This is a genomic window from Acinetobacter sp. DMC2 (genome assembly GCF_056314305.1).
Map to the genome: position 1 here is coordinate 279,978 of NZ_JBQUYP010000005.1, position 22,511 is coordinate 302,488.

Sequence of the window (22,511 nt, forward strand, 5' to 3'; positions counted from 1 at the left end):
TAGTCAAAGTTTAAAACTGGGGAAAATATAACATAGATAGAAAAAATGGCAGAGTTTCGATACCTAAACTCTACCATTACAAGAAAAGCGATTTACTGAACCCATAAATTAAAGAGGTCAGTAAATCATCTGTTCAAAAAATTACGAAGCTTCTAGCGTTGGATAGTCTGTATAACCTTCAGCACCTTTTGCATATAAAGTTGTTGGTTGAAGTTCATTTAAAGGTAAGTCTTGCTCTAAACGCTGTAAAAGATCTGGGTTGGCAATATATGCTTTACCAAAAGATACTGCGTCAGCTTCACCATCACGCAAAATACGTTTTGCTGATTCTGGTGTTAAGTTCTCATTCGCAATCCATACACCATTAAATTTTTCACGCAGTTTAGGGCTAATACTATCAGCAGCTTCATATTCACGAGAGAAGATGAAAGCAACATTACGTTGGCTTAATTGTTCAACCACATAACCAAAAGTTGCTAATGGATTTTCATCACCCATATCGTGTGAATCACCACGTGGTGCAATATGTACACCTACTCGGCCAGCGCCCCACACTTCAATAAATGCATCAACGACTTCTAATAATAAACGTGCACGGTTTTCAACAGGACCACCGTATTCGTCATCACGTTGATTCGTATTACTTTGTAGGAATTGGTCAATTAAGTAACCATTCGCTGCGTGTAATTCAACGCCATCAAAACCAGCTGCTTTAGCTAATTCTGCTGAATGTTTATATTGAGCAACAACCTCTTTCACTTCTTCTAATGAAAGCGCACGTGGTTTTACATACGGACGTTTAGGGCGCAATAAACTCACTTCACCCGCAGGTTGAATTGCACTTGGTGCAACAGGAATATCACCATCTAAAAGTTCAGGATGCGAAATACGACCGACATGCCAAAGTTGAGCTACAATTTTTGAACCTTGAGCATGAACTGCCTCAATAATTTTATTCCAAGCTTGTGCTTGCTCTTGTGACCACAATCCTGGAGTTTCTGCATAACCCACAGTTTTTGAACCAATCACTGTTGCTTCAGTCAAAATAAGACCAGCATTTGCACGCTGTTGATAATATTCAACCATTAAGTCATTAGGTACTCGGCTTTCACCACTACGCGCACGTGTTAATGGAGCCATTACCAATCGATTTTTGATTTCAAAATCACCAACCGTTAAAGGAGTATTGAGTTCAGCCATAGTCGCCTCGACTTACACTTTAATATCGTTAAAGTGTTTGTTTTAAATGTTCGATATATTGCTGAATCAAAGCTTCATTACGTGAAAAATAAGACCATTGACCATATTTTTGGACCTGAATCAGACCCGCCTGCTGTAAAACAGACAAATGATTCGACATTGTAGACTGTGCTACTTTGCCCAATCGTTCAATATGACCTGCGCAAACACCCTTCTCAAAACTACCACCACACTCTTCCACTGGTAAATAATGCGCAGGTTCTTTCAACCATTGCAAAATCTGCCGACGTAGCGGATTGGAAAGGGCTTTGCTAATTGCATCAATATCCATAGGCTCAACACGTCTTTTTAAACGAACAAAGCTTTGTTCAGCATTTCAAAAACATCATATCGCACTTTTTCGATATTCATATCTGTTTTTTTCGATATTCATATCGTATTTTTTCGATCAACATTTAAATACTGAACTGCTTTGCCGTTTTAATCGCTAAAAATCCAAGAGTCCTACATATTCATAGAGGAATTGTATTTAAACTAAAAGTTAAACAGACTCTTATAAACCTTGTTTTAAACTCGCCTCAATAAAGCGATCAAGGTCACCATCAAGAACAGCACCCGTATTAGAGTTTTCAACACCCGTACGTAAATCTTTAATACGCGAATCATCTAATACATATGAACGAATTTGGCTTCCCCAACCAATATCAGACTTCGAGTCTTCTAAAGCTTGAGCCGCTTCATTACGTTTTTGCATTTCCAATTCATACAAACGCGCACGTAATTGTTTCCATGCATGGTCACGGTTAGCATGTTGCGAACGCTGGTTCTGACACGCCACCACAATACCTGTTGGAGTGTGGGTCAAACGCACTGCCGAATCGGTTTTGTTAATATGCTGACCACCTGCACCAGATGCACGGTACGTATCGGTACGAACATCAGAAGGATTAATATCAATTTCAATGTTGTCATCAACTTCTGGTGAAATAAATACCGCAGAGAATGAAGTATGACGGCGGTTACCACTGTCGAATGGTGACTTACGCACTAAACGGTGCACACCAGATTCTGTACGTAACCAACCATAGGCATATTCACCTTCAACACGAATTGTTGCAGATTTAATACCAGCTACGTCACCATCAGATACTTCCATAAGTTCTGCTTTAAAGCCATGACGTTCAATCCAGCGCATATACATACGTAATAGCATAGATGCCCAATCTTGTGCTTCGGTACCGCCTGAACCTGATTGAATCTCGACATAGCAAGGATTCGGGTCCATTGGGTTACTAAACATACGACGGAATTCAAGTTTAGCCAGTTCATCTTCAGCAGCACTAAGCTCTGACTGAACATCTTCAAGCAAGCTTTCATCATCAGCTTCCACAGCCAAATCTAACATCGCTTTTGCATCTTCAAGTTGTGTTGACAACCCATCCAATACATTAATAACGTTTTCTAGTTCGCCTTTTTCTTTCGCCATCGCCTGAGCACGGCTTTGATCATTCCAAATCGCAGGGTCTTCTAACTCACGTAAAACTTCTTCTAAACGCTCTTTTTTCAGATCGTAGTCAAAGATACCCCCGTAGTGTTTGGCTACGATCAGTTAAGTCTTTCAATTGGTTTAGATAAGGATTAATTTCCACGCGAGTGTTCCCATAAGAGCAGATAAACAGTCAATTATTTTAGCATAGCTGCGGTTATCTTCGAACCTGCTTTGTATTTCTCATTATATTTCGCTCATCTAATTTCTAAATTTTCTTCAGTTCATTTTAAGCTTAACCCGTAACATCCTCATACAAAATTGGGTACTTTTACAGCATTTTTTATGATCTACACAAAATATCCTCAATTTTAATAAAATTAAACATTCTATATTTATATTTTAAAATCAAATATTTAAGTTAAACATATTTACAAAAAAAGCACATAGTTACAGTGCGGTTACTTGTGCAAGATTGACGCTACCCGATTTTCCTCTAGACTAAAAGTTGTAACAAAACATTTATAAAATCGCTTTTTAGAGGGGAGAGATTCCATGAAAAAACTAGCAATTGCATCAGCTCTTTTATCTGCACTCGCAGTAAGTGGCGCAGCAAACGCTTACCAAGCTGAAGTTGGTGGTTCTTACAATTATCTTGATCCAGACAACGGTAGCAGCGTAAGTAAATTCGGTGTTGACGGGACTTATTACTTTAATCCTGTTCAAACTCGTAACGCTCCACTTGCAGAAGCAGCATTTTTAAGCCGTGCAAGTAATGTTAACGCACTTATCAACTATGGTGATAACAGCGGTACTAAAGATACTCAGTATGGCGTAGGTGTTGAATACTATGTTCCTAACTCAGATTTCTACCTTAGCGGTGATGTAGGCCGTAATGAGCGTGAAATTGATAACACCAATATTGATAGCAAAGTAACTACTTATGCAGCTGAAGTAGGTTATTTACCAGCTCCAGGTCTATTACTTGCACTAGGTGTTAAAGGTTACGACGAGAAAGACGGTAAAGACGGCGCTGATCCAACAGTTCGTGCTAAATACGTAACTCAAGTAGGTCAACATGACGTAAACCTTGAAGCGTTCGGTGCGTTTGGTGACCTAGACGAATATAAAGTTCGTGGTGACTACTACATCGATAAAACTTTAAGTCTTGGTGTGGATTACTACAATAACGACTTAACTGATAAAGATGAATTTGGTATTAATGCTAAAAAATTCTTGAATCAACAAGTAAGTCTTGAAGGTCGTATTGGTTTCGGTGACAACGATAACACTTATGGTGTTCGTGCAGGCTACCGCTTCTAATCTTACCTAGAAGTTTATAAAAAAATCCGCTCAAATGAGCGGATTTTTTTTATTGGTTTAAATGCACAATACGCAATTGTAAATTTACATTACCCTTAAATACATTACGGTCAATCTCATAGACCAAATGAACTTCATCTTGCATAGGATTAAATTCAAATCGTCCAGCGGCATTAAAAGCAATCGCATCAAAAGTATATTGATCAAGAGCCAATCTAAGTTTTAGATGTGTTTCTTTAAGCCAACGATAATCAACAACTTTAAAATGTCCTTCAAACTGAGGAAATGGGAATTTTTGCCCCCATGGTCCAAGTTGCTCAATCCAATCCAATGTGTCTAGTTGCAAAGCCGAAGCTGGTAATTCCCCATCTGTCCATAAAGTAGCTTGAAACAAAGATTCTTCCATAGCTGCAACACAGGTAGTAAACACTGTTTTAAAAGCATCAAAATTTTCTTTACGTATCGTTAAACCTGCCGCTGCTGCATGTCCACCAAAATGACTCACCAATTCGGGATGTTGTTCAGCAACCTGTTCAATCGTATCTCGAATATGCACCCCATCAATTGAACGCGCAGATCCTTTAATATGGACACCATCTTCATCTGGTGCAAAGACAATAGCTGGTCGATGAAACTGTTCTTTTAAACGCCCTGCCACGATCCCAATCACGCCTTGATGCCAGTTTTCTTCGAAGAGCACCAGAGCTGGGGGAATATCTTCTTTTGAGAGCTGCAAATTATCTAAAGCAGATAAAGCTTGTTGCTTCATCTCTCCTTCAATTTGTCGCCGCTCTATATTCAACTGATTTAATTGTTGAGCAATCGGGTAAGCTGTTTCCATAGAGTCTGCTAATAAACACTCTATACCGATTCGCATGCTCTCCATACGCCCAGCAGCATTAATACGCGGACCTAAAACAAAACCTAGATCTTGTGCACGCAAAGACGACGCCTCTCGGCCAGCAATATCCAACAGTGCCAATATTCCAACTCGACACTGATGTTGCTGAATACGTTTTACTCCCGCATCGACCAATATACGGTTGTTATAGTCTAGAACAGCCACATCTGCATAAGTTCCCAAAGCGACTAAATCTAGATATTGAGTGACTTTACTTGTGCTTTTACCTTGTCTGCTACGTAAACTTGCCAAATTGGCCAGCACATAAAATGCAACACCAACACCAGCAAGCGCCTTACTTGGAAAATCACAGCCTAACTGATTTGGATTCACCACCGCCTCTGCTAGAGGCGTTTCTTTTGTTGTTAAGTGATGATCGGTAATAATAACTTGCATGCCCAGCGCATGGGCTGTATCAACTCCAGCATGGCTGGAAATTCCATTATCAACTGTAATTAATAAATCAGGTTGATAAGTTTGATGTGCAAGCTCTGCAATTGCGGGGGTAAGCCCATATCCATATTTAAATCGGTCTGGAACTAAATAGTCGACTTGTGCTCCCATATCGCGAAGCACCAATACCATTAACGCTGTACTAGTAGCTCCATCCGCATCATAATCACCGACAATCACAATCTTTTTCTGTGCATCAATAGCTTGATCTATTAATGCCACAGCTGTCTCTAGTCCCTTAAGCTGTGGGGCCAATAAATTCTTAAGCTTTAGCTCTAATTCCTGTTCAGATTCTACTCCACGCCTTGCCAAAATTTCGGCAATAAACGGCGGCACGCCCTGAAATTGTTCAGGGCGTGTTAATAAAGGTCTTTGTTTGATTTGTATTTTTGTCATTTAAGGCATCAGTCGGTGCAGCGTCCATTGACCGTCGATTTTTTCATAACTCAAGCGGTCATGTAAACGATTTGGTCGTCCTTGCCAGAATTCATAATAATCTGGTTGTAGACGATAACCGCCCCAGAATTCCGGCTTGTCAAGCACTTCACGGCTTTCAACTTGCTGTTGTAAGTCTTGAAAACGTTGCTGTAACAGCTCTCGGCTTTCAATTTTACCACTTTGGGGGGTACTGATATGCGCTGCAATCTGGCTATCACGTGGTCGTTTAAGGTAGTATTCTGTAGATTCTTGCTCAGCAATTTTAACTACACGACCACCCACTCGCACCTGACGCTCTAGACTTGGCCAGTAAAATAATAATTCGGCATATGGATTTTCTGCCAAATCAATACCTTTTTGACTGTCATAATTCGTATAAAAATCATAACCAGCTTCTGTGGCCCCACGTAACAAAACTGTTCTAACATGAGGTCTGCCCTTTGCACTTGCAGTTGCTAATGACATTGCATAGGGTTCATGCAAATTGGCTGCTAGAGCATGGTTAAACCAACCAAGAAACTGCTGATGAGGGTTAGATTCAACCTGCCCCTCATGCAACTCACCTTGCTCATAACTTAAGCGTAATTCACTTAAATCTTTAATGACATCACTCATGTCATGCACCTTATGCGACTTGTGCTTGTGAACGAACTGAATCAGCTAAATGCTGAGCTAAAGCTTTCACCTCTTGCTCATCATCACCTTCAACCATGACACGAATCACAGGCTCTGTTCCAGACTTACGAATCAGGATACGGCCACGGCCTTTGAGCTGTGCTTCTGCTTTATCAAATTCAGTAACCAATGCCGGAATAGAATACGGATCAAGCATTTGTTCTAAACGTACGTTCAAAAGTACTTGTGGGAATAATTTAAAGTCTTGAACCAATTCATGAAGAGCCTTATTTTGCTCGACCATTACTGTTAATACTTGAAGTGCGGCGATAATGGCATCACCAGTCGTACTCTTGTCTAAAGTTAGAATATGACCAGAAGGTTCACCACCTATCACCCAAGCATTTTCTTCTAAAGCCTGTAATACATAGCGGTCACCGACTTTTGCACGAACAAAGTTAACGTTTGCTTTTTCAAGTGCAACTTCAAGTGCCATATTACTCATGACAGTACCAACAATACCCGCTGGCTTATTTTGAGCTTGAGTCGCCAAAATATATAAAATATGGTCGCCATCAATTAAGTTACCAAACTTATCAACCATCACAACACGGTCAGCATCACCATCAAAGGCAATACCTAAATCTGCTTCGTGCTCAACTACTGCTTTTTGTAAGTGTTCAGGATGTGTTGAACCACAGCTTTCATTAATATTTAAGCCATCTGGTTCATTATATAAAGCAACAACTTTTGCCCCTAACTCACGGAAAACTGAAGGCCCAACGCTATATGCAGCACCATGAGCACAGTCCAACACAATCTTTAAATTATTTAAATCAAAGTGGTAAGGGAAAGTAGATTTACAAAATTCGATGTAGCGGCCATTGGCATCATTTACACGAACACTTTTACCTAAGTTTGCAGTGTCTTCAATAAATAAATCTTTTTCTAATTCCTGATTAATTTCTTCTTGTAATGAATCCGGTAATTTTTTACCTTCGCTTGAGAAGAATTTAATCCCATTATCATAATATGGATTATGCGATGCAGAAATAACAATACCTGCATGTGCATGTAAAGCACGAGTTAGGTGTGCAATTGCTGGTGTTGGTAATGGACCAAGTAGATGAACATATACGCCAGCAGCGTTTAAGCCCGCCTGCAAAGCAGATTCTAAAATGTAACCAGATAAACGAGTGTCTTTTCCTAATACAACGAGTGGTTTATTTTTTGGACTCGTTCGTTTTAATACCTTCCCTGCAGCAAATCCGAGTTTTAAAGCAAACTCTGGAGTAATAGGCATTTGCCCAAATTTTCCACGAATACCATCCGTTCCAAAATAACTCATAGCTTATCTCATTCTTACGCCACTTCAGGGTGGCTCACTTCATATATGGCAATTCCGCCATATTTCTTTTCGTTAGATTTACTTTACACCAAAAACAAAAAGCCGTCAGTGTAATGACGGCTTTCTTCATTGTTTTGGTTACCAAAATCTAACCAACACGATAGTTTGGAGCTTCTTTAGTAATCGTTACATCATGAACATGTGACTCAGACATACCAGCTGAAGTAATTTTCACAAATTTCGCATTTTGGCGAAGATCTTCAATCACAGCAGAACCGGTATAACCCATCGATGAACGTAAACCACCCATCATTTGATGAACGATGTTACCCATTGGGCCTTTATATGGAACACGGCCTTCGATTCCTTCTGGTACTAACTTCTCAGCACCCGCTTTTGAATCTTGGAAATAACGATCAGCAGAACCAGTTGCTCCCGCCATTGCACCTAATGAGCCCATACCACGATATGCTTTGTAGTAACGACCTTGGAAAAACTCAACTTCGCCCGGCGCTTCTTCAGTACCTGCAAGTAATGAACCAACCATGATCGTACTTGCACCCGCACCGATCGCTTTTGCCATATCGCCAGAGAAGCGGATACCACCATCTGCAATTAAAGGAATTTGATCTTTTAGTGCGCTAGCAACGCTGTCAATCGCAGAAATTTGTGGCATACCAATACCTGCCACAATACGTGTTGTACAGATAGAACCAGGACCAATACCTACTTTTACAGCATCTGCACCTGCATCTAATAATGCTAATGCAGCATCACCAGTTGCAATGTTTCCACCAATCACTTGTACTTGAGGGAAGTTTTGTTTCACCCAACGTACACGTTCAATTACACCAGCTGAGTGACCGTGTGCTGTATCAACAACAATTACGTCAACACCAGCTTCAACCAATGCTTCCACACGACTCGGTGTATCAGCACCTGTACCTACCGCAGCACCAACACGTAAACGACCAAGGTCATCTTTACAACTGTTTGGATAGCTTTCAGCTTTGCGGAAGTCAGTCACTGTAATTAAGCCTTTAAGTTCGTTGCTCTCACCAACGACCAAGACTTTTTCAATACGGTGTTTTTGCAATAATGCTTGAATATTTTCTTTAGATTCGCCTTCACGTACAGTGACTAAACGATCTTGACCTGTCATGATGTTGCTAACAGGTTGTTCTAAATTAGTTTCAAAACGCGTATCACGGCCTGTCACAATACCAACAACCTTGCCGTCTTTAACAACAGGTACACCGCTAATGTTATTAGCAGTGGTAATTGCAATCAGTTCACGTACTGTAGTTTCAGGCGTTACAGTGATAGGGTCTTTCACCATACCCGCTTCGAATTTCTTTACACGGCGTACTTCTGCAGCTTGAGCAGCAATATCCATGTTTTTGTGCAAAATCCCGATACCACCATTTTGTGACATCGCAATCGCCATACGTGACTCAGTCACTGTATCCATTGCAGCTGAAACTAATGGGATATTTAAATGAATGCCGCGAGTTAATCGTGTCTTTAAAGAGACATCTTTTGGGAGAACAGTAGAGTAGGCAGGAAGTAATAAGACATCATCGAAGGTTAGCGCTTCTTGAACGATGGTCAGCATAACAATCTCACTGGTAAATTCCGTGAGCTATTATAAACAAATTTCAATGCAATTTTCATATTATCTTTGCCTTTTTCAGCAATAGATGTAGAGCTGCTCTAAATAATTCCCACTTATTATAGTTTTAACGTTATTTTTTAACCCATGTTTTTGCAACCCAGAATTTTATCTGGGTTGATCATTAGACATCATATTTAGGCAGGACAACTAAAAACTTGTTCTGTCATCAAGTCAACACCACAAGGTAAAACTTCAATCCAGTCCAAAAACCGATTAATCATTTCTTTGCCAATAAATGGACTGCCATGCTGTGGAACAATCATTTCAATGTCCATCTGGCGGACCATGTTTACCCATAAACGGATGACCTTATTGGAACACATATAGCGTTGGTGAAAAGCTTTCATTTTCGAAACATGCGTATCGAAATCTGTTAAAGGTTGATTAGCATCCTCAACAATCGAAGCGCCCATATCACCAGAAAATAGAATTTTGGCGACTGGGTCATAAAACTGAAAATTACCAACCGAATGTAGAAAATGTGCAGGAACCACCACAAGCTTTGACTCCCCCAATTGAATCACTTGGCCACGGTCAGGCAATTCAATAAGACGGTCTTCCCAATTCCCTTTCATACGTTCACTCATAAATGAGGAATTTAGGTGCGGTAGAAAACGTGCCCATAATTTTGACGCCACAACTTTAGCATCGGTATAGACCAACCAGCGTGGCATTGAGGTAATAATGTCCGGATCCTGATGCGAAGCCATCACATAGTCCAGATTTTTCAAACGCGTATATTTATTTAATTCCATCGTTAATGGAACATAGGTTAAATCGCCACCCGGATCGATTACAGCAGCACGCTCATGATCAATAATTAAAAATTGATTGGCTTGGATACCTTCCCCTTTGACCAAACTGGTAAAACTAATACATTTATGTACGCCATTATCAAATAATATCTGCGATGTTGTTTTTTCAAACCCCATACAACTCCCCAAAAAAACTTTAAATATTAGATATTTTTATATCCATACTAAAATAAAGGGATTCTATAACTCTTGCAATGAATTGCTTTACTTTTCTCATAATATTTTAAAATAGCTTTTGCTTTTCTTATTTTATAAATGAATCATAATGTTATTTAAAATTAACCCACAATAAATTAAAATAATTCTCATTATCAGTTTTATCTTTTGCGCTGTCTAGGCCTCCCATGAACCAAGCACCTTATTTTTCAAGCTCCAAAACATTGTTAGCAGTTGCTATTTTTAGTTCGATGACAGCAAGTCATGCTGATGAAACAGCAGAACAACAAAATTCAACCAGTGTGCTACCCACAATTTCTATTCAGGCACAAAAAGAACCCACCTCTCCCTATGTCGCAACAAAAGCAGCCTCTGCCTTAAAATCAGATGCCCCCTTATTTAAAACTGCTCAGTCGGTTTCGGTAGTGACCCGCGAACAGCTCGACCAAAAACAAGCAAAGACTCTTGCAGATGCAATTGAAGGTGTTGCAGGTGTGGGTGCGGGAAAACTTGGTCGTCGTGGTTGGGATGATTTCATTATCCGTGGACAAACTTCTTCTGATCAAATTTTTATAGATGGTTTACGCCAAGCTCAGCAAAACACCTTTGTTGCCGCAGAAATATCAGGTATGGATCAGGTCCAAATTTTAAAAGGCCCAGCTTCGGTTAATTTTGGATTAGTACAGCCAGGTGGTATGGTCAACTTAGTGACTAAACGCCCTCAAGCTGAAAGCTTTGCTCGGGCCACTATGACTTATGGCAGTTATAATCTTAAGGAAGGGACATTCGATTTAAACTATAGTCCAAATAATACTGAAAAAGGCGCATTTCGTTTAAATGGTCGTATCTCTGACCAAGATGACCCAACAGATTATGTGTATTTTAAAAATTACTACATCTCCCCCTCTTATAATTTCGACTTAGGAGATAACACTGACCTCTCTGTCATCGCAAGTTATCAGCACCGCGAATATATTCGTCAGCAAGGCTTGCCTGTGATTGGAAGATTAAAAGACAATCCTAATGGAAGTTTGCCTAAAGACTTATTTATTGGTGAACCGAGTTATGGAGCTTATGATGCTGATGTCTTCCGTACAGGTTATAACTTTAGGCACGCTTTTGATAACGGTTGGGAATTTAAGCAAAATTTTGCAATTCAAAAAACAGAAATGATTGGTCCTGCGGTATTTTATAACGGTTGGACCGATAAGAACTATACAACACTTAAACGTCAAGCTCGCTATCAGGATGTTAGTAACCTAAGTTTCTCAATCGATAATAATGTCCAAAAGACTTTTCAGATTGCTGATATGGCACATCAGATAACGATTGGACTAGATAGTCTACAAGACAAAAATGATTATCTAAATAATCGCTGTACTGCCACAAATTTAAATCTCTATTCACCACAATACGGCACTACAGTTACTTGTCCGGAAAAAGCCACAAACCATGATATTAACCGCCTAAAGTATATGGGGTTATATTTACGTGACCGTATTGAGATTAATGACCAACTTGTTTTAAATCTCGCAGGTCGCCAAGATTGGGCTCAGACACAAACTGTAGATTTAGTTAAAAATACCAATACAAAAAAATCAGAAGAGGCTTTCACGGGTAACGCCTCATTGTTATATACAATTAATGATATAGTGGCGCCTTATGTCAGCTATGCCACCTCGTTCTTCCCAACTAGCGGCTCAGACTCTGCCGGAAAGACTTTTGATCCTGAAAAAGGTAAACAAGTTGAAGTTGGAATGAAACTACAAAGTCCTGATCAGCGGATACAAGGTAGCATTGCCTGGTATGATTTAAAACGTCAAAATGTTTTAGTCAACGATCCAACTACTACTAATACTACTTTCAAAATACAGCGCGGTGAACAGTTAACTCGCGGTATTGAGACTGAGTTAAATGCAGATGTATTAGATGGCTTAAAACTTACAGCAACTTATACTTACACCGCAGATGCAAAAATTAGTAAAGATGCGAACTCAAGCAATGTAGGAAAAGCACTCGATAATATTCCTGAGCATGCTTATAGCTTGTCAGCCCGCTATAAATTTGACCCAGCTTCAAAACTTGGCTGGTATGTTGGTGGTGGATTCCGTGGTGAAACATATAAAACTGTCGATGGCTTAGACGTTCACATTCCAGGCTATACAGTCTTTGACACTGAAGCTGGCTATGACGCTGGACATTGGGGCGCTCAACTTGCGATCCGTAATCTATTTGATAAAGATTACTATGCAGGTGCCTTAAATGAAAATATGGTGACTTTAGGTAATCCACGTCAAATTAACTTCACAGTGAAATTTAACTATTAAAATAATTCACAAAAAAACGCACTCAATTCGAGTGCGTTTTTTATGGTAGCTTTAAATGCTTTAGAAGAAATAATGCTGCACTAAAGTAGAGACACCTACAATTAAGAAAATAGCAGCACCAATTTTATGGATAAGTGAGATAGATAAACGTTCAGCTAATTTATTACCAATAAATACAGCTGGTGCATTGGCAATCATCATACCTAAGGTTGTACCTAACATCACCCAGAAAATGCTGTCATAACGTGCAGCTAAAGCAACTGTCGCAATCTGAGTTTTATCACCAATTTCTGCTAAGAAAAACAGGATAAAGGTTGCACCAAAAACACCAAATTTTTGCCATCTATTAATGCTATCTGTTTCATCATCTAGCTTATCTGGAATAAGCATCCAGAACGCCATACCTATAAAACCACCCGCAAGTACCCAAACTAAAATTTCGGGACTCAAAACGGTTGTAATCCACTGCCCAAGCACAGCAGAGATACCATGGTTAATTAAAGTTGCTAAAAGAATCGCAATGAGAATAGGGATTGGCTTACGGAAACGTGCAGACAGTAAAAGGGCCAACAATTGAGTTTTATCACCCATTTCAGCTAGGGCAACAATCGAGGTAGAAATCAGAAATTCTTGCATGTCGTTTCTCTGGCTAGCATAAATGCCCATGACCTACCGCTCCTGCTAGCCAAATATCTGCAGAGTGGTAAATCAAAGGTCTTGCCAACTCGGAAACGATGAGACGTTTAAGCTATGATGACCATGTTCTGTTGAACAATTATGTTGATCATCACCTATTCATTCAGAAATGAATAGCGGCTACTCCCCAATGAAGTATGTGCTCATTATATTCGAGCAGTGCTATTTTTCAAACAAAAAATTTTATCCATGCCCATACTAACAGCCGCCCCAAGCCTAATAGTAAAGCTAAACAGACACTTAAGTTAATAAAACCAAAATTGTTAATGCCAGCTATATGTTGTGATTGAAATTCAAATGGCAAAATAAGCGTTGCCACAAATACTTCCAAACCGATTGCAACGTAGGTCATCCACTCCCAAGGAAAGTGCAAAAAACTGACCCATAATCCCATCAATAAAAATACAACTAACAGAATCGGCAACATGATTTTTAAAAAACCCACCATTTATTATTTCTCCTTTACCTAAAACGAGAAATCTTTCCTCTCTCGATCACTCCCTCTTCATCTTTAGATTAACCTAAAATCAATTAAATTAAATACCAAAATAAAAACCCCGCCGAAGCGAGGTTTTAATGATTCATTTCAAAATATTAGATTAATAAAGTACGAATATCTTTAAGAAGTTTCGTAAGTTTATTGGTAAATCGAGCGGCATCAGCACCATTAATTACACGGTGGTCATAAGACAACGACAACGGCAACATTAAGCGTGGATCAAAGTCTTTACCATTCCAAACCGGTTGCATCGTTGCAGGTGAAATACCCAAAATCGCAACTTGTGGCCAGTTTACAAGTGGTGTAAACGCTGTACCACCAATTGCGCCTAAGCTTGAAATGGTGAAATTCGCACCTTGTAAGTCTTTCGGTGTTAATTTCTTATCACGTGCTTTTTGACCTAACACACCCAATTCAACTGCAATTTGCTTAATTGATTTTTGGTCTGGGTTACGAAGTACTGGCACAGTTAAACCATCAGGTGTTGCTACCGCAATTCCCATATGAATTTCATTGCGCAAGAGCACTGATTTACCATCATCAGATAGATGACCTGCGAACTCACGCTCTTCTTTCAACAAATACGCAACTGCTTTGATTATGAATGCCATAATCGTCAGGCTGATACCTTCTTTTTTGAAGTTGCCTTTCAGCTCATTACGCCAATCTTCTAACTCAGTAATGTCAGCCAAATCAAACTGGGTGACTTGCGGAATAAAGTTGTTCAACGACAATTGCGGAATTGATACTTGCTGCAAACGCGTCAGTACTTTTTCTTCCACGCCACCAAATGCAGTGAAGTCAGGAAGCTTTGGCAAACCCGAAACCGCTGGTGCAGCCGCAGCAACTGGTGCAGCTTGTGGCGCAGTTAAACGAGTCTTCACATAAGCAAAGATATCTTCTTTAACAACACGGCCATGCTCACCAGAAGTTTTAACTTGTGACAAAATTACACCAAGTTCACGAGCAAGCTTACGTACAGCAGGACCTGCATATACTTTAGCGTTTTCGGCTTCTTGCTCTTTAGTTAACTTGTCACTGCCAGACGCTGGAACAGATACAGCCTGAGTCGGAGCAGGAGCTGCCGCTTTAGGTGCTGCTGCCTGTAGAGCTGGAGCTACTTCTGCTTTTGCCGCTGGTGCCGCAGCAGGTGCTTGGCCTTCAGCTTCAATTGTTGCAAGCAATATACCTTGTGAAACCTGTTGGCCTGCTTGCAAGTGAATCGCTTTCACAACACCCGCAACAGTACTTGGAACTTCAACAGTCGCTTTATCTGACTCAACCACAACAAGGCTTTGGTCTACATCAACTTTATCGCCAACTTGTACCAAAATTTCAGCAACAACTGCTTTATCTACACCCAAATCAGGAACGTTAATATCAACTGGTCCAGATTGAGTAGCAGCCGCAGCTACAGTTTCTTGTTGAACTGGTGCAGGCGCTGCCGCTGGAGCTGCTGTAGAAGCAGGAGCTTCAACTGGCGCACTTGATGCAGACGTTGTTTTCACTTTAATGAGCACAACACCTTCTTTAACTGTATCGCCTTCCTTAACTTGAATGCTTTCTACAATACCAGCAACACTGCTTGGTACTTCTACAGTTGCTTTGTCAGATTCAACAACAACGATGCTTTGCTCAACATCGATTTGCTCACCAACTTTTACTAAGATTTCACCAACGAGTGCTTTCTCAACACCAATATCAGGAACTTGGACTTCAACCACTTGGCTAGTGGTTGCCGCTGCTGGTTGTGCAGCAGTTGAAGCCTGTTGTACCGCTGCCGGCGCTGCTGTTTGTTCAGCTGCTGGAGCAGGTTTTGCAACCTCTTCTGTTTGAGCTACAGGTGCAGCCCCTTCAGCTTCAAGTTCAAACAATACCGTACCTTCAGTTACGCTATCACCTTCTTTGATTAAGATACTTTTTACCACACCTGCTGAAGTGCTAGGCACTTCAACAGACGCTTTATCTGACTCAAGCAAAACAAGGCTGTCATTTTCAGCAATGCTGTCACCAACTTTTACCAAAATTTCAGCAACAACTGCTTTATCTACACCAATATCAGGGGTCTTAATTTGCATGCTTAGTTCCCCTCACCTGTTTGCGCTTCATTGTATTCAGCAACTGCCTGAACTTCTGGATGTGCTTGTGGAGCCCATGCCACTGGACGATCAGTGTCTAATTCAAAGTTAGAAATTGCATCTTTAACTAAACGTGCATCGACTTCACCTTCGTCAGCTAATTTTTTCAAAGTAGCAACAACGATATGTGCAGCGTCAACACCAAAGAAACTACGTAAGTTAGCACGTGTATCTGAGCGACCATAGCCATCTGTACCCAACGCAACAAATGGGCGACCATCTGGAAGATAAGCACGGATTTGTTCGCTATACGCACGCATATGGTCTGTTGCTGAAACAACAATACCTTCTGTACCACGTAACTGTTTAGATACCCAAGACTCTTTTACTTCTTCAGTAAGTGGGTGTAAGCGGTTGTATTCTTCACATGCCATACCATCACGCGACAATTCATTGAAGCTTGTTACACTCCAAACGTTTGAATGGATTTGATATTCATCACGTAAGATTTTCGCAGCTTTGATCACTTCACGAAGAATTACACCTGAACCAAGTAATTGAACAGTTGCTTTTTCATCTTTTTCGAACAAGTACATACCACGTTTAATGCCTTCCTCAGCACCTTCAGGCATTGCAGGATGCTCGTAGTTTTCGTTCATTACAGTTAAGTAATAGAACACACGCTCTTGGTTCACATACATACGTTGTAAACCGTCATGAACGATTACAGCTAATTCGTAACCGAAACATGGGTCATAAGATACACAGTTTGGAATCGTATTCGCCAAGATATGTGAATGACCATCTTGGTGCTGTAAACCTTCACCGTTCAATGTGGTACGACCAGCAGTTGCACCCAACAAGAAACCTTGAGCTTGTGCATCGCCCGCAGCCCACGCAATGTCACCAATACGTTGGAAACCAAACATTGAGTAGTACATGTACATTGGAATCATTGGCAAGTTATTCGTTGAATAACTTGTTGCCAACGCAGCCCATGCGCTCATGGCACCAGCTTCGTTAATCCCTTCTTGAAGCATGTGACCGTCACTTGCTTCACGGTAATGCATTAACTGTTCTTGGTCTTCTGGGGTATATTTTTGACCGTGAGCAGCATAAATACCAAGCTGACGGAACATACCTTCTAAACCAAATGTACGTGCTTCATCTGGAACGATTGGCACTACGCGGTCTTTAATTGCTTTTTCTTTAAGTAAAGCAGCAATTAAACGAACCATCACCATAGTGGTAGATTGCTCTTTACCACCTGAACCGTTTAATACTGCATCAAATACAGATAATTCAGGAATCGCTAAAATTTCACTCTCTTTACGACGTGCAGGTAGATAACCACCTAATGCTTCACGACGCGCCTTCATGTACTTCATTTCTGGAGAGTTTTCACTTGGGCGATAGAATGGAAGCTCTTCTAATTTATCATCTGTAAATGGCAGGTTAAAACGGTCACGTACATATTTTAGAGAGTCGATCTGCATTTTTTTGATTTGGTGAGTTTTATTCACCGCTTCAATTTCTTCAGATAAACCATAACCTTTAACAGTTTTCGCAAGAATAACTGTTGGTTGACCTTTGGCTTTCATTGCTTCTGCGTAAGCAGCAAAAACTTTATAAGGGTCATGACCACCACGGTTAAGATTATCGATGTCTTCATCGCTTAAATCTTTTACAAGTTCCGCAGCTTCTGGATACTTGCCAAAGAATTTCTCACGTGTATATGCACCACCTTTCACTTGATAGCGTTGGTATTCACCATCAACAGTTTCTTCCATTACCGCTTTTAAAGCGCCTGTGTTGTCTTTTGCAAGTAGCGGATCCCAATGACGGCCCCATACCACTTTAATGACACGCCAGCCCGCACCACGGAATAAAGATTCCAATTCTTGAATGATTTTACCGTTACCACGTACAGGACCATCTAGACGCTGTAAGTTACAGTTAACAACCCAGATCAAGTTATCAAGTTTTTCACGACCAGCAAGTGAAATTGCACCAGTACTTTCTGGCTCATCCATCTCACCATCGCCAAGATAAGCCCAGACTTTACGATTTTCTTCTTTGATCAAGCCACGGTTCATCAAATACTTTTGAATGTGTGCTTGATAAATTGACATGATTGGACCAAGACCCATTGATACAGTTGGGAATTGCCAATAGTCCGGCATTAAATATGGATGTGGATAGCTTGGTAAACCGTTACCGCCAACTTCACGGCGGAAATTACTTAACTGTTCTTCAGTTAAACGTCCTTCAAGGAATGAACGTGCATAAATACCAGGAGCACAGTGTCCTTGGTAATAAATCATATCTCCGCCAAAGCTATCGCTGTTTGCGCGGAAGAAATGGTTAAAACCTACGTCATATAATGTTGCACTTGATGCGAAACTCGCCAAGTGTCCACCTAAATCATCACCTGTTTTATTCGCACGAAGTACCATTGCTAAGGCATTCCAACGAATCAATGCACGAATACGGCGTTCCATATCTTGGTCGCCTGGCATTGCAGGTTGTTCTTCAACAGAAATTGTATTTAAGTAAGGTGTATTGAGACGTTGAATTGGAACATGCTTAGCAATTGCTTGTTGGTAAAGTTTTTCCAATAAGAATGCTGCGCGCTCAGTTCCCATATGTTGTAAAACTGAATCGAATGCATCTTGCCACTCTTGGGTTTCTTGTGCATCGGAGTCACCGTAAAACGCCATAATTCACCTGTTCCTTGTTCTTTAATCTACTTTGTATTTTTACCACGTTTTACCCCTCTCTAGTTATTGCCACGGGTGAATGTGAGGGGGGCCTATTATTTTCTGAATGAATAGTCATTGACCGAGCATTAAACAAAATAACAAAAAAACGCCAATAATGGCGTTTTTTTATACAATATTTACGTTAAAAAAGGTTTAGGCTAATTTCAGATTCATAAATTTAATAACCTTAACTTTTTAAATATACTTTTAAGGAAGCATCGCCAAGTAAGTAGTTGGATTCTTACGTTGACCATCTTTTACTACTTCGTAGTGCAAATGTGGGCCAGTACAGCGACCAGTACAGCCTACATTGGCAATATGTTCACCAGCAGATACTTGGTCGCCTACACGTACCATTAAACGCGAAGCATGAGCATAACGTGTTAAGTAACCATTACCATGGTTAATTTCAACATATTGACCATAGCCAGTACCCCAGCCAGATTTCGTTACAATACCTGGGCCTGTTGCATAAATTGGCGTGCCACTCGGAGCAGCCATATCTAAACCACCATGATGTTCTGCACGACCGCCCATAGTGCGACCACCGAAGTTTGAAGAAACTCGTACAGTATCAGGAAGAGGATGAGAAACTAACCAAGAGTAAGCATTTGAAGAAGAGGTATTAAAAGAATTCTTTGCGCTCGCATTGCCATATTTTTTTGCGAGCGATTCATTGTTGAGCTCAACCGTTTTTTGGCGTAAGGTCACTGAAACTTTCGCACTTGCCGGAAGATCTAAATCATCAGGATGGGTATATGAACCTTGAGATAACGTTTTTGATAGTTGTTCCAATCGATCTGAATCAGTAGATTGGTTAATTGTTTGATAATCTGCAAAAGCAACTGATGCTGCCGAAGCGGCAAGTGAAAACGCTAATAAAATACGACGCGTGTGCATAAAAACCTCTTGAAACTGTTCTTACTCAAGTTCCTTATGATCTCTTCCTTGATATCAATCGAAATGAACGCTTAAGATGAAGACAAGAATCTATCCGAGAATGATCCATGTCTAAACCCGATAACGTTTTTCAACAAACCGGAAAACACATAAAAACAGGAAACCTTACGTTTCTAACAACGCAAGTCGCGCAATGGCAAAGACTTACGAAAATAATCCAACCCTTATTGCCCCAACCGGAACAATGGCAGGTCGTGTGTTATCAAAATGGTTCTTTAATCATTACTGGTGAAAATCAGGCGATGATTAGTCAACTCAGTTATTTACAGAACCAATATGTATCTAAATTATCTCAACTTGAAGGGCTAAAAGACTTACAAAGAATTCAGGTTCGCTTGAGAAATAAAAATATTCCAAATGCACCCTCATCTGAGCCATCTAAACCCATCCCCCCGGAAACACAAGAAATGTTACGTAGTGCAGCCGACTTTGTGAGCGACCCTAAGCTTAGCCAAGCTTTACTACGTTTGGCAAGCAATAAAAAATGATGAGCTTTCTATTTCTTAATTAGAATCGTTCTTATTATGTGATAATAATCACACTTTTAAACGTTACAATATAACGTAGCCAAGTAAAGACAATGACTTATGTCACACTGACATATGGAATTGGACATTCATTCTCGTCATTAAATGTTACAATTTCATAATTACTCGGATCACTTTGAACATTGCGTAACAACTGATTATTTAAAGCATGTCCCGATTTATAGCCATCAAACTTGGCAATAATTTGATGACCAAGTAAATACAAATCACCTACTGCATCCAAAATCTTATGTCTCACAAATTCGTCAGCGAAACGTAAGCCTTCTTCGTTCACAACACCTGTGTCATCTACACCAATGGCATTATCTAAACTTGCACCCAAGGCTAAGTTATTTGCTTTGAGATAATCGAGATCTTTCATAAAACCAAAAGTACGAGCTTCACTGACTTCATATACAAAAGTTTCAGTAGAAAAGTCGATAGTCGCAGATTGATATTCTTTAGCAAATGCCGGATGGTCAAAATCAATCGTAAAATTTAACTGGAAACCATTATGTGGGCTAAAAATCGCTTTTTTATCATCTATTAATGCTTCAACTGGTTTTAATATTCTTATAAATTTTTTCGGTGCATCTAGCTCACGCAATCCACCTTGCATTAAGAGGTAAATAAACGGGCCGGCGCTTCCATCCATAATCGGAACTTCGGACGCAGATACTTCAACAATAAGGTTATCAATTCCTAAACCTGCAATTGCGCTCATTACATGCTCAATCGTTCCAACTTTTATATCTCCAATCACTAAATTGGAGCACATGAAAGCTTCCTGAATGAGCAAAGCATTTGCATGGATTTCAACGGGCGGGTCTAAATCGATACGACGAAATACAATACCTCCATCCGCGGTATGTGGAATGAAATTGATCATCACTTTTTGACCGCTATGAAGACCTATTCCACTCGCTTTTACCACACGATTGAGAGTACGTTGTTTCACCATGCTTTGTAACTTCTTTTTTAAAACCGCTATACGTTAGCATATTTAGTCATTGATCAAAAACAAAAAAAGGCAGTGTTTAAACACTGCCTTTTTTTAAATTTAATAATTTTTTACTTACGTTGCTGATTTTTCAAGTAATCTTGAATACTCATCGGAGAAGAACGTGGAGAAGAACTTGCGTTGCTACTCACTTCATTGTCTGCATTTTGACGCTTATTAATAGCAGGAACGTCATCTTCATCAACAGATTGAGCCGCTTGAGACGATGCATGACTTACTGTATTACGTTTTCTCGGTTCTGCATCTGCTGCATTACGAGTTAAACCAGTCGCAATCACTGTTACACGTAATTCATCACGCGCATCTGGATCAAATACTGTACCGTAGAAAATTTCACCTTCATCAAGGTCAACAATCTGGTTCACAACATCAGTAATGATTTCAGTTTCGCGTAACGTAATATCATCACCGCCAGTAATGTTAATCAACACACCTTTAGCATTAATAATATTTACGTTATCAAGCAATGGACTACGAATAGCCTGTTCAGCTGCTTGACGTGCACGATCTTCACCACGACCTAAACCAGCACCCATCATTGCGTAACCACGAGTACTCATTGCAGTTTTCAAATCGGCGAAGTCAAGGTTAATGTGACCACGGTTTACAACAAGGTCAAAGATACTACGTACAGCATTTAACAATACATCATCAGCTTTTTTATAAGCATCTTTCATTGAAATATCGCCATATACGCTAAGTAAGCGCTGGTTCGGGATAATAATCAATGAATCAACATGTGCTTCAAGCGCTTCAATACCGCGTTCAGCAGATTTTAAACGGCGACGGCCTTCAAAGTTAAATGGAGTTGTTACAACACCAACGGTCAAAATACCCATTTCTTTGGCAACTTCAGCCACGACAGGTGCCGCGCCCGTACCCGTACCACCACCCATACCAGCGGTAACGAACACCATATCCGTACCTTCAAGATGGTGACGAATAATTTCACGGCTTTCTTCTGCTGCAACTTGCCCAACTTCAGGGTTAGCACCAGCACCTAAACCACGCGTACTTTGCTCGCCTAACTGAATTTTGAAAGGTGCATTCATACAGTCTAGTGCTTGTTTGTCTGTATTGGCACAAACGAATTTAACACCTTGAATATCAGACTGCACCATATGTTGAACGGCATTACCGCCACCACCACCTACACCAAATACAGTGAAACGGGCTTGACCGTTGCCATCGTTTAGTTCATCTTCTATAAATTCAAATGAGGCCATGACCT

At 40.2% G+C, this 22,511-nt stretch carries 18 protein-coding genes and 1 riboswitch; of the genes, 3 read left to right on the forward strand and 15 right to left on the reverse strand.

All coding sequences use genetic code 11. The features are described from left to right. Positions 1–141: 141 nt before the first annotated feature. The 3 genes from ACT53H_RS12675 to prfB all read right to left on the reverse strand — a co-directional run bounded on the left by ACT53H_RS12675 (position 142) and on the right by prfB (position 2,849). The gene (locus tag ACT53H_RS12675; RefSeq protein WP_151963772.1) at positions 142–1,200 is read right to left on the reverse strand and encodes an alkene reductase; all 1,059 of its coding nucleotides are present in this window, start codon (positions 1,198–1,200) and stop codon (positions 142–144) included. A 28-nt stretch (positions 1,201–1,228) separates the two neighbouring features. Beyond that, complete coding sequence (locus tag ACT53H_RS12680; RefSeq protein ID WP_002121891.1) at positions 1,229–1,531, reverse strand: ArsR/SmtB family transcription factor; 303 nt, start codon at positions 1,529–1,531, stop codon at positions 1,229–1,231. 222 nt (positions 1,532–1,753) lie between these two features. After that, positions 1,754–2,849, reverse strand: a protein-coding gene (prfB, locus tag ACT53H_RS12685) for a peptide chain release factor 2 (RefSeq protein ID WP_107880456.1) whose coding sequence is annotated in 2 segments (ribosomal slippage) — positions 1,754–2,776 and positions 2,778–2,849 — 1,095 coding nt in all. Because the reading frame shifts where the segments join, the coding sequence is not laid out codon by codon here. Positions 2,850–3,241: 392 nt separating this feature from the next. Between prfB and ACT53H_RS12690 the strand changes: the two genes are divergently transcribed. After that, on the forward strand, positions 3,242–4,009 hold the full coding sequence (locus ACT53H_RS12690) for a putative porin (RefSeq protein WP_004790036.1): 768 nt from the start codon (positions 3,242–3,244) through the stop codon (positions 4,007–4,009). Between the two features lie 49 nt (positions 4,010–4,058). On the opposite strand, the gene recJ is transcribed toward ACT53H_RS12690, so the two are convergent. The 5 genes from recJ to ACT53H_RS12715 form a co-directional block, all read right to left on the reverse strand. Beyond that, positions 4,059–5,759, reverse strand: coding sequence for a single-stranded-DNA-specific exonuclease RecJ (gene recJ / locus ACT53H_RS12695; RefSeq protein ID WP_476009333.1), 1,701 nt, complete (start codon positions 5,757–5,759; stop codon positions 4,059–4,061). Continuing rightward, positions 5,760–6,416 carry a pyridoxamine 5'-phosphate oxidase gene (gene pdxH, locus ACT53H_RS12700; RefSeq protein WP_004790039.1) on the reverse strand — a complete coding sequence of 219 codons (657 nt, stop codon included), beginning with the start codon at positions 6,414–6,416 and terminating at the stop codon, positions 5,760–5,762. Positions 6,417–6,426: 10 nt separating this feature from the next. Continuing rightward, a complete protein-coding gene (glmM, locus tag ACT53H_RS12705) occupies positions 6,427–7,764 on the reverse strand; it encodes a phosphoglucosamine mutase (RefSeq protein WP_004790041.1) in 1,338 nt (445 codons plus the stop codon). Positions 7,765–7,912: 148 nt separating this feature from the next. Next, on the reverse strand, positions 7,913–9,379 hold the full coding sequence (gene guaB, locus ACT53H_RS12710; protein WP_004790042.1) for an IMP dehydrogenase: 1,467 nt from the start codon (positions 9,377–9,379) through the stop codon (positions 7,913–7,915). A gap of 194 nt (positions 9,380–9,573) precedes the next feature. Further along, positions 9,574–10,371, reverse strand: coding sequence for an oxygen-binding di-iron domain-containing protein (locus ACT53H_RS12715; protein WP_476009334.1), 798 nt, complete (start codon positions 10,369–10,371; stop codon positions 9,574–9,576). Positions 10,372–10,598: 227 nt separating this feature from the next. Here ACT53H_RS12715 and ACT53H_RS12720 point away from each other — a divergent pair, with 227 nt between their 5' ends. Beyond that, on the forward strand, positions 10,599–12,737 hold the full coding sequence (locus ACT53H_RS12720) for a TonB-dependent siderophore receptor (RefSeq protein WP_476009335.1): 2,139 nt from the start codon (positions 10,599–10,601) through the stop codon (positions 12,735–12,737). Between the two features lie 60 nt (positions 12,738–12,797). Here the strand turns inward: ACT53H_RS12720 and ACT53H_RS12725 are convergent, their stop codons facing one another. The 5 genes from ACT53H_RS12725 to ACT53H_RS12745 all read right to left on the reverse strand — a co-directional run bounded on the left by ACT53H_RS12725 (position 12,798) and on the right by ACT53H_RS12745 (position 19,672). Then, the gene (locus ACT53H_RS12725) at positions 12,798–13,373 is read right to left on the reverse strand and encodes a TMEM165/GDT1 family protein (RefSeq protein WP_003654075.1); all 576 of its coding nucleotides are present in this window, start codon (positions 13,371–13,373) and stop codon (positions 12,798–12,800) included. A gap of 15 nt (positions 13,374–13,388) precedes the next feature. Continuing rightward, positions 13,389–13,574: riboswitch (yybP-ykoY riboswitch) on the reverse strand. A 28-nt stretch (positions 13,575–13,602) separates the two neighbouring features. Then, positions 13,603–13,881, reverse strand: a complete 279-nt coding sequence (locus ACT53H_RS12730; RefSeq protein ID WP_174729031.1) for a hypothetical protein — start codon at positions 13,879–13,881, stop codon at positions 13,603–13,605. A gap of 146 nt (positions 13,882–14,027) precedes the next feature. Beyond that, positions 14,028–16,010, reverse strand: coding sequence for a 2-oxo acid dehydrogenase subunit E2 (locus ACT53H_RS12735; protein ID WP_476009336.1), 1,983 nt, complete (start codon positions 16,008–16,010; stop codon positions 14,028–14,030). A gap of 2 nt (positions 16,011–16,012) precedes the next feature. Next, positions 16,013–18,730, reverse strand: coding sequence for a pyruvate dehydrogenase (acetyl-transferring), homodimeric type (aceE, locus tag ACT53H_RS12740; protein WP_174759042.1), 2,718 nt, complete (start codon positions 18,728–18,730; stop codon positions 16,013–16,015). Positions 18,731–18,979: 249 nt separating this feature from the next. Next, positions 18,980–19,672, reverse strand: coding sequence for a M23 family metallopeptidase (locus ACT53H_RS12745; RefSeq protein WP_174729038.1), 693 nt, complete (start codon positions 19,670–19,672; stop codon positions 18,980–18,982). Positions 19,673–19,779: 107 nt separating this feature from the next. Here ACT53H_RS12745 and ACT53H_RS12750 point away from each other — a divergent pair, with 107 nt between their 5' ends. Then, positions 19,780–20,220, forward strand: a complete 441-nt coding sequence (locus tag ACT53H_RS12750) for a DciA family protein (RefSeq protein WP_016142756.1) — start codon at positions 19,780–19,782, stop codon at positions 20,218–20,220. A gap of 97 nt (positions 20,221–20,317) precedes the next feature. Here the strand turns inward: ACT53H_RS12750 and lpxC are convergent, their stop codons facing one another. Next, a complete protein-coding gene (gene lpxC, locus ACT53H_RS12755) occupies positions 20,318–21,220 on the reverse strand; it encodes a UDP-3-O-acyl-N-acetylglucosamine deacetylase (RefSeq protein WP_004790060.1) in 903 nt (300 codons plus the stop codon). A gap of 110 nt (positions 21,221–21,330) precedes the next feature. Next, entirely contained in the window at positions 21,331–22,506 is a 1,176-nt protein-coding gene (gene ftsZ / locus ACT53H_RS12760; protein WP_016139861.1) for a cell division protein FtsZ, read from the reverse strand. Positions 22,507–22,511: the final 5 nt, after the last annotated feature.

Excerpts from the sequence above, each read along its gene's own strand:
- ACT53H_RS12720 (WP_476009335.1), top strand. The coding sequence starts at position 10,599 with ATGAACCAAGCACCTTATTTTTCAAGCTCCAAAACATTGTTAGCAGTT.
- aceE (WP_174759042.1), bottom strand. The coding sequence starts at position 18,730 with ATGGCGTTTTACGGTGACTCCGATGCACAAGAAACCCAAGAGTGGCAA.
- pdxH (WP_004790039.1), bottom strand. The coding sequence starts at position 6,416 with ATGAGTGATGTCATTAAAGATTTAAGTGAATTACGCTTAAGTTATGAG.
- guaB (WP_004790042.1), bottom strand. The coding sequence starts at position 9,379 with ATGCTGACCATCGTTCAAGAAGCGCTAACCTTCGATGATGTCTTATTA.
- ftsZ (WP_016139861.1), bottom strand. The coding sequence starts at position 22,506 with ATGGCCTCATTTGAATTTATAGAAGATGAACTAAACGATGGCAACGGT.
- ACT53H_RS12745 (WP_174729038.1), bottom strand. The coding sequence starts at position 19,672 with ATGCACACGCGTCGTATTTTATTAGCGTTTTCACTTGCCGCTTCGGCA.
- ACT53H_RS12750 (WP_016142756.1), top strand. The coding sequence starts at position 19,780 with ATGTCTAAACCCGATAACGTTTTTCAACAAACCGGAAAACACATAAAA.
- ACT53H_RS12690 (WP_004790036.1), top strand. The coding sequence starts at position 3,242 with ATGAAAAAACTAGCAATTGCATCAGCTCTTTTATCTGCACTCGCAGTA.
- ACT53H_RS12680 (WP_002121891.1), bottom strand. The coding sequence starts at position 1,531 with ATGGATATTGATGCAATTAGCAAAGCCCTTTCCAATCCGCTACGTCGG.
- ACT53H_RS12730 (WP_174729031.1), bottom strand. The coding sequence starts at position 13,881 with ATGGTGGGTTTTTTAAAAATCATGTTGCCGATTCTGTTAGTTGTATTT.
- ACT53H_RS12715 (WP_476009334.1), bottom strand. The coding sequence starts at position 10,371 with ATGGGGTTTGAAAAAACAACATCGCAGATATTATTTGATAATGGCGTA.
- recJ (WP_476009333.1), bottom strand. The coding sequence starts at position 5,759 with ATGACAAAAATACAAATCAAACAAAGACCTTTATTAACACGCCCTGAA.
- lpxC (WP_004790060.1), bottom strand. The coding sequence starts at position 21,220 with ATGGTGAAACAACGTACTCTCAATCGTGTGGTAAAAGCGAGTGGAATA.
- glmM (WP_004790041.1), bottom strand. The coding sequence starts at position 7,764 with ATGAGTTATTTTGGAACGGATGGTATTCGTGGAAAATTTGGGCAAATG.
- ACT53H_RS12675 (WP_151963772.1), bottom strand. The coding sequence starts at position 1,200 with ATGGCTGAACTCAATACTCCTTTAACGGTTGGTGATTTTGAAATCAAA.
- ACT53H_RS12725 (WP_003654075.1), bottom strand. The coding sequence starts at position 13,373 with ATGCAAGAATTTCTGATTTCTACCTCGATTGTTGCCCTAGCTGAAATG.
- ACT53H_RS12735 (WP_476009336.1), bottom strand. The coding sequence starts at position 16,010 with ATGCAAATTAAGACCCCTGATATTGGTGTAGATAAAGCAGTTGTTGCT.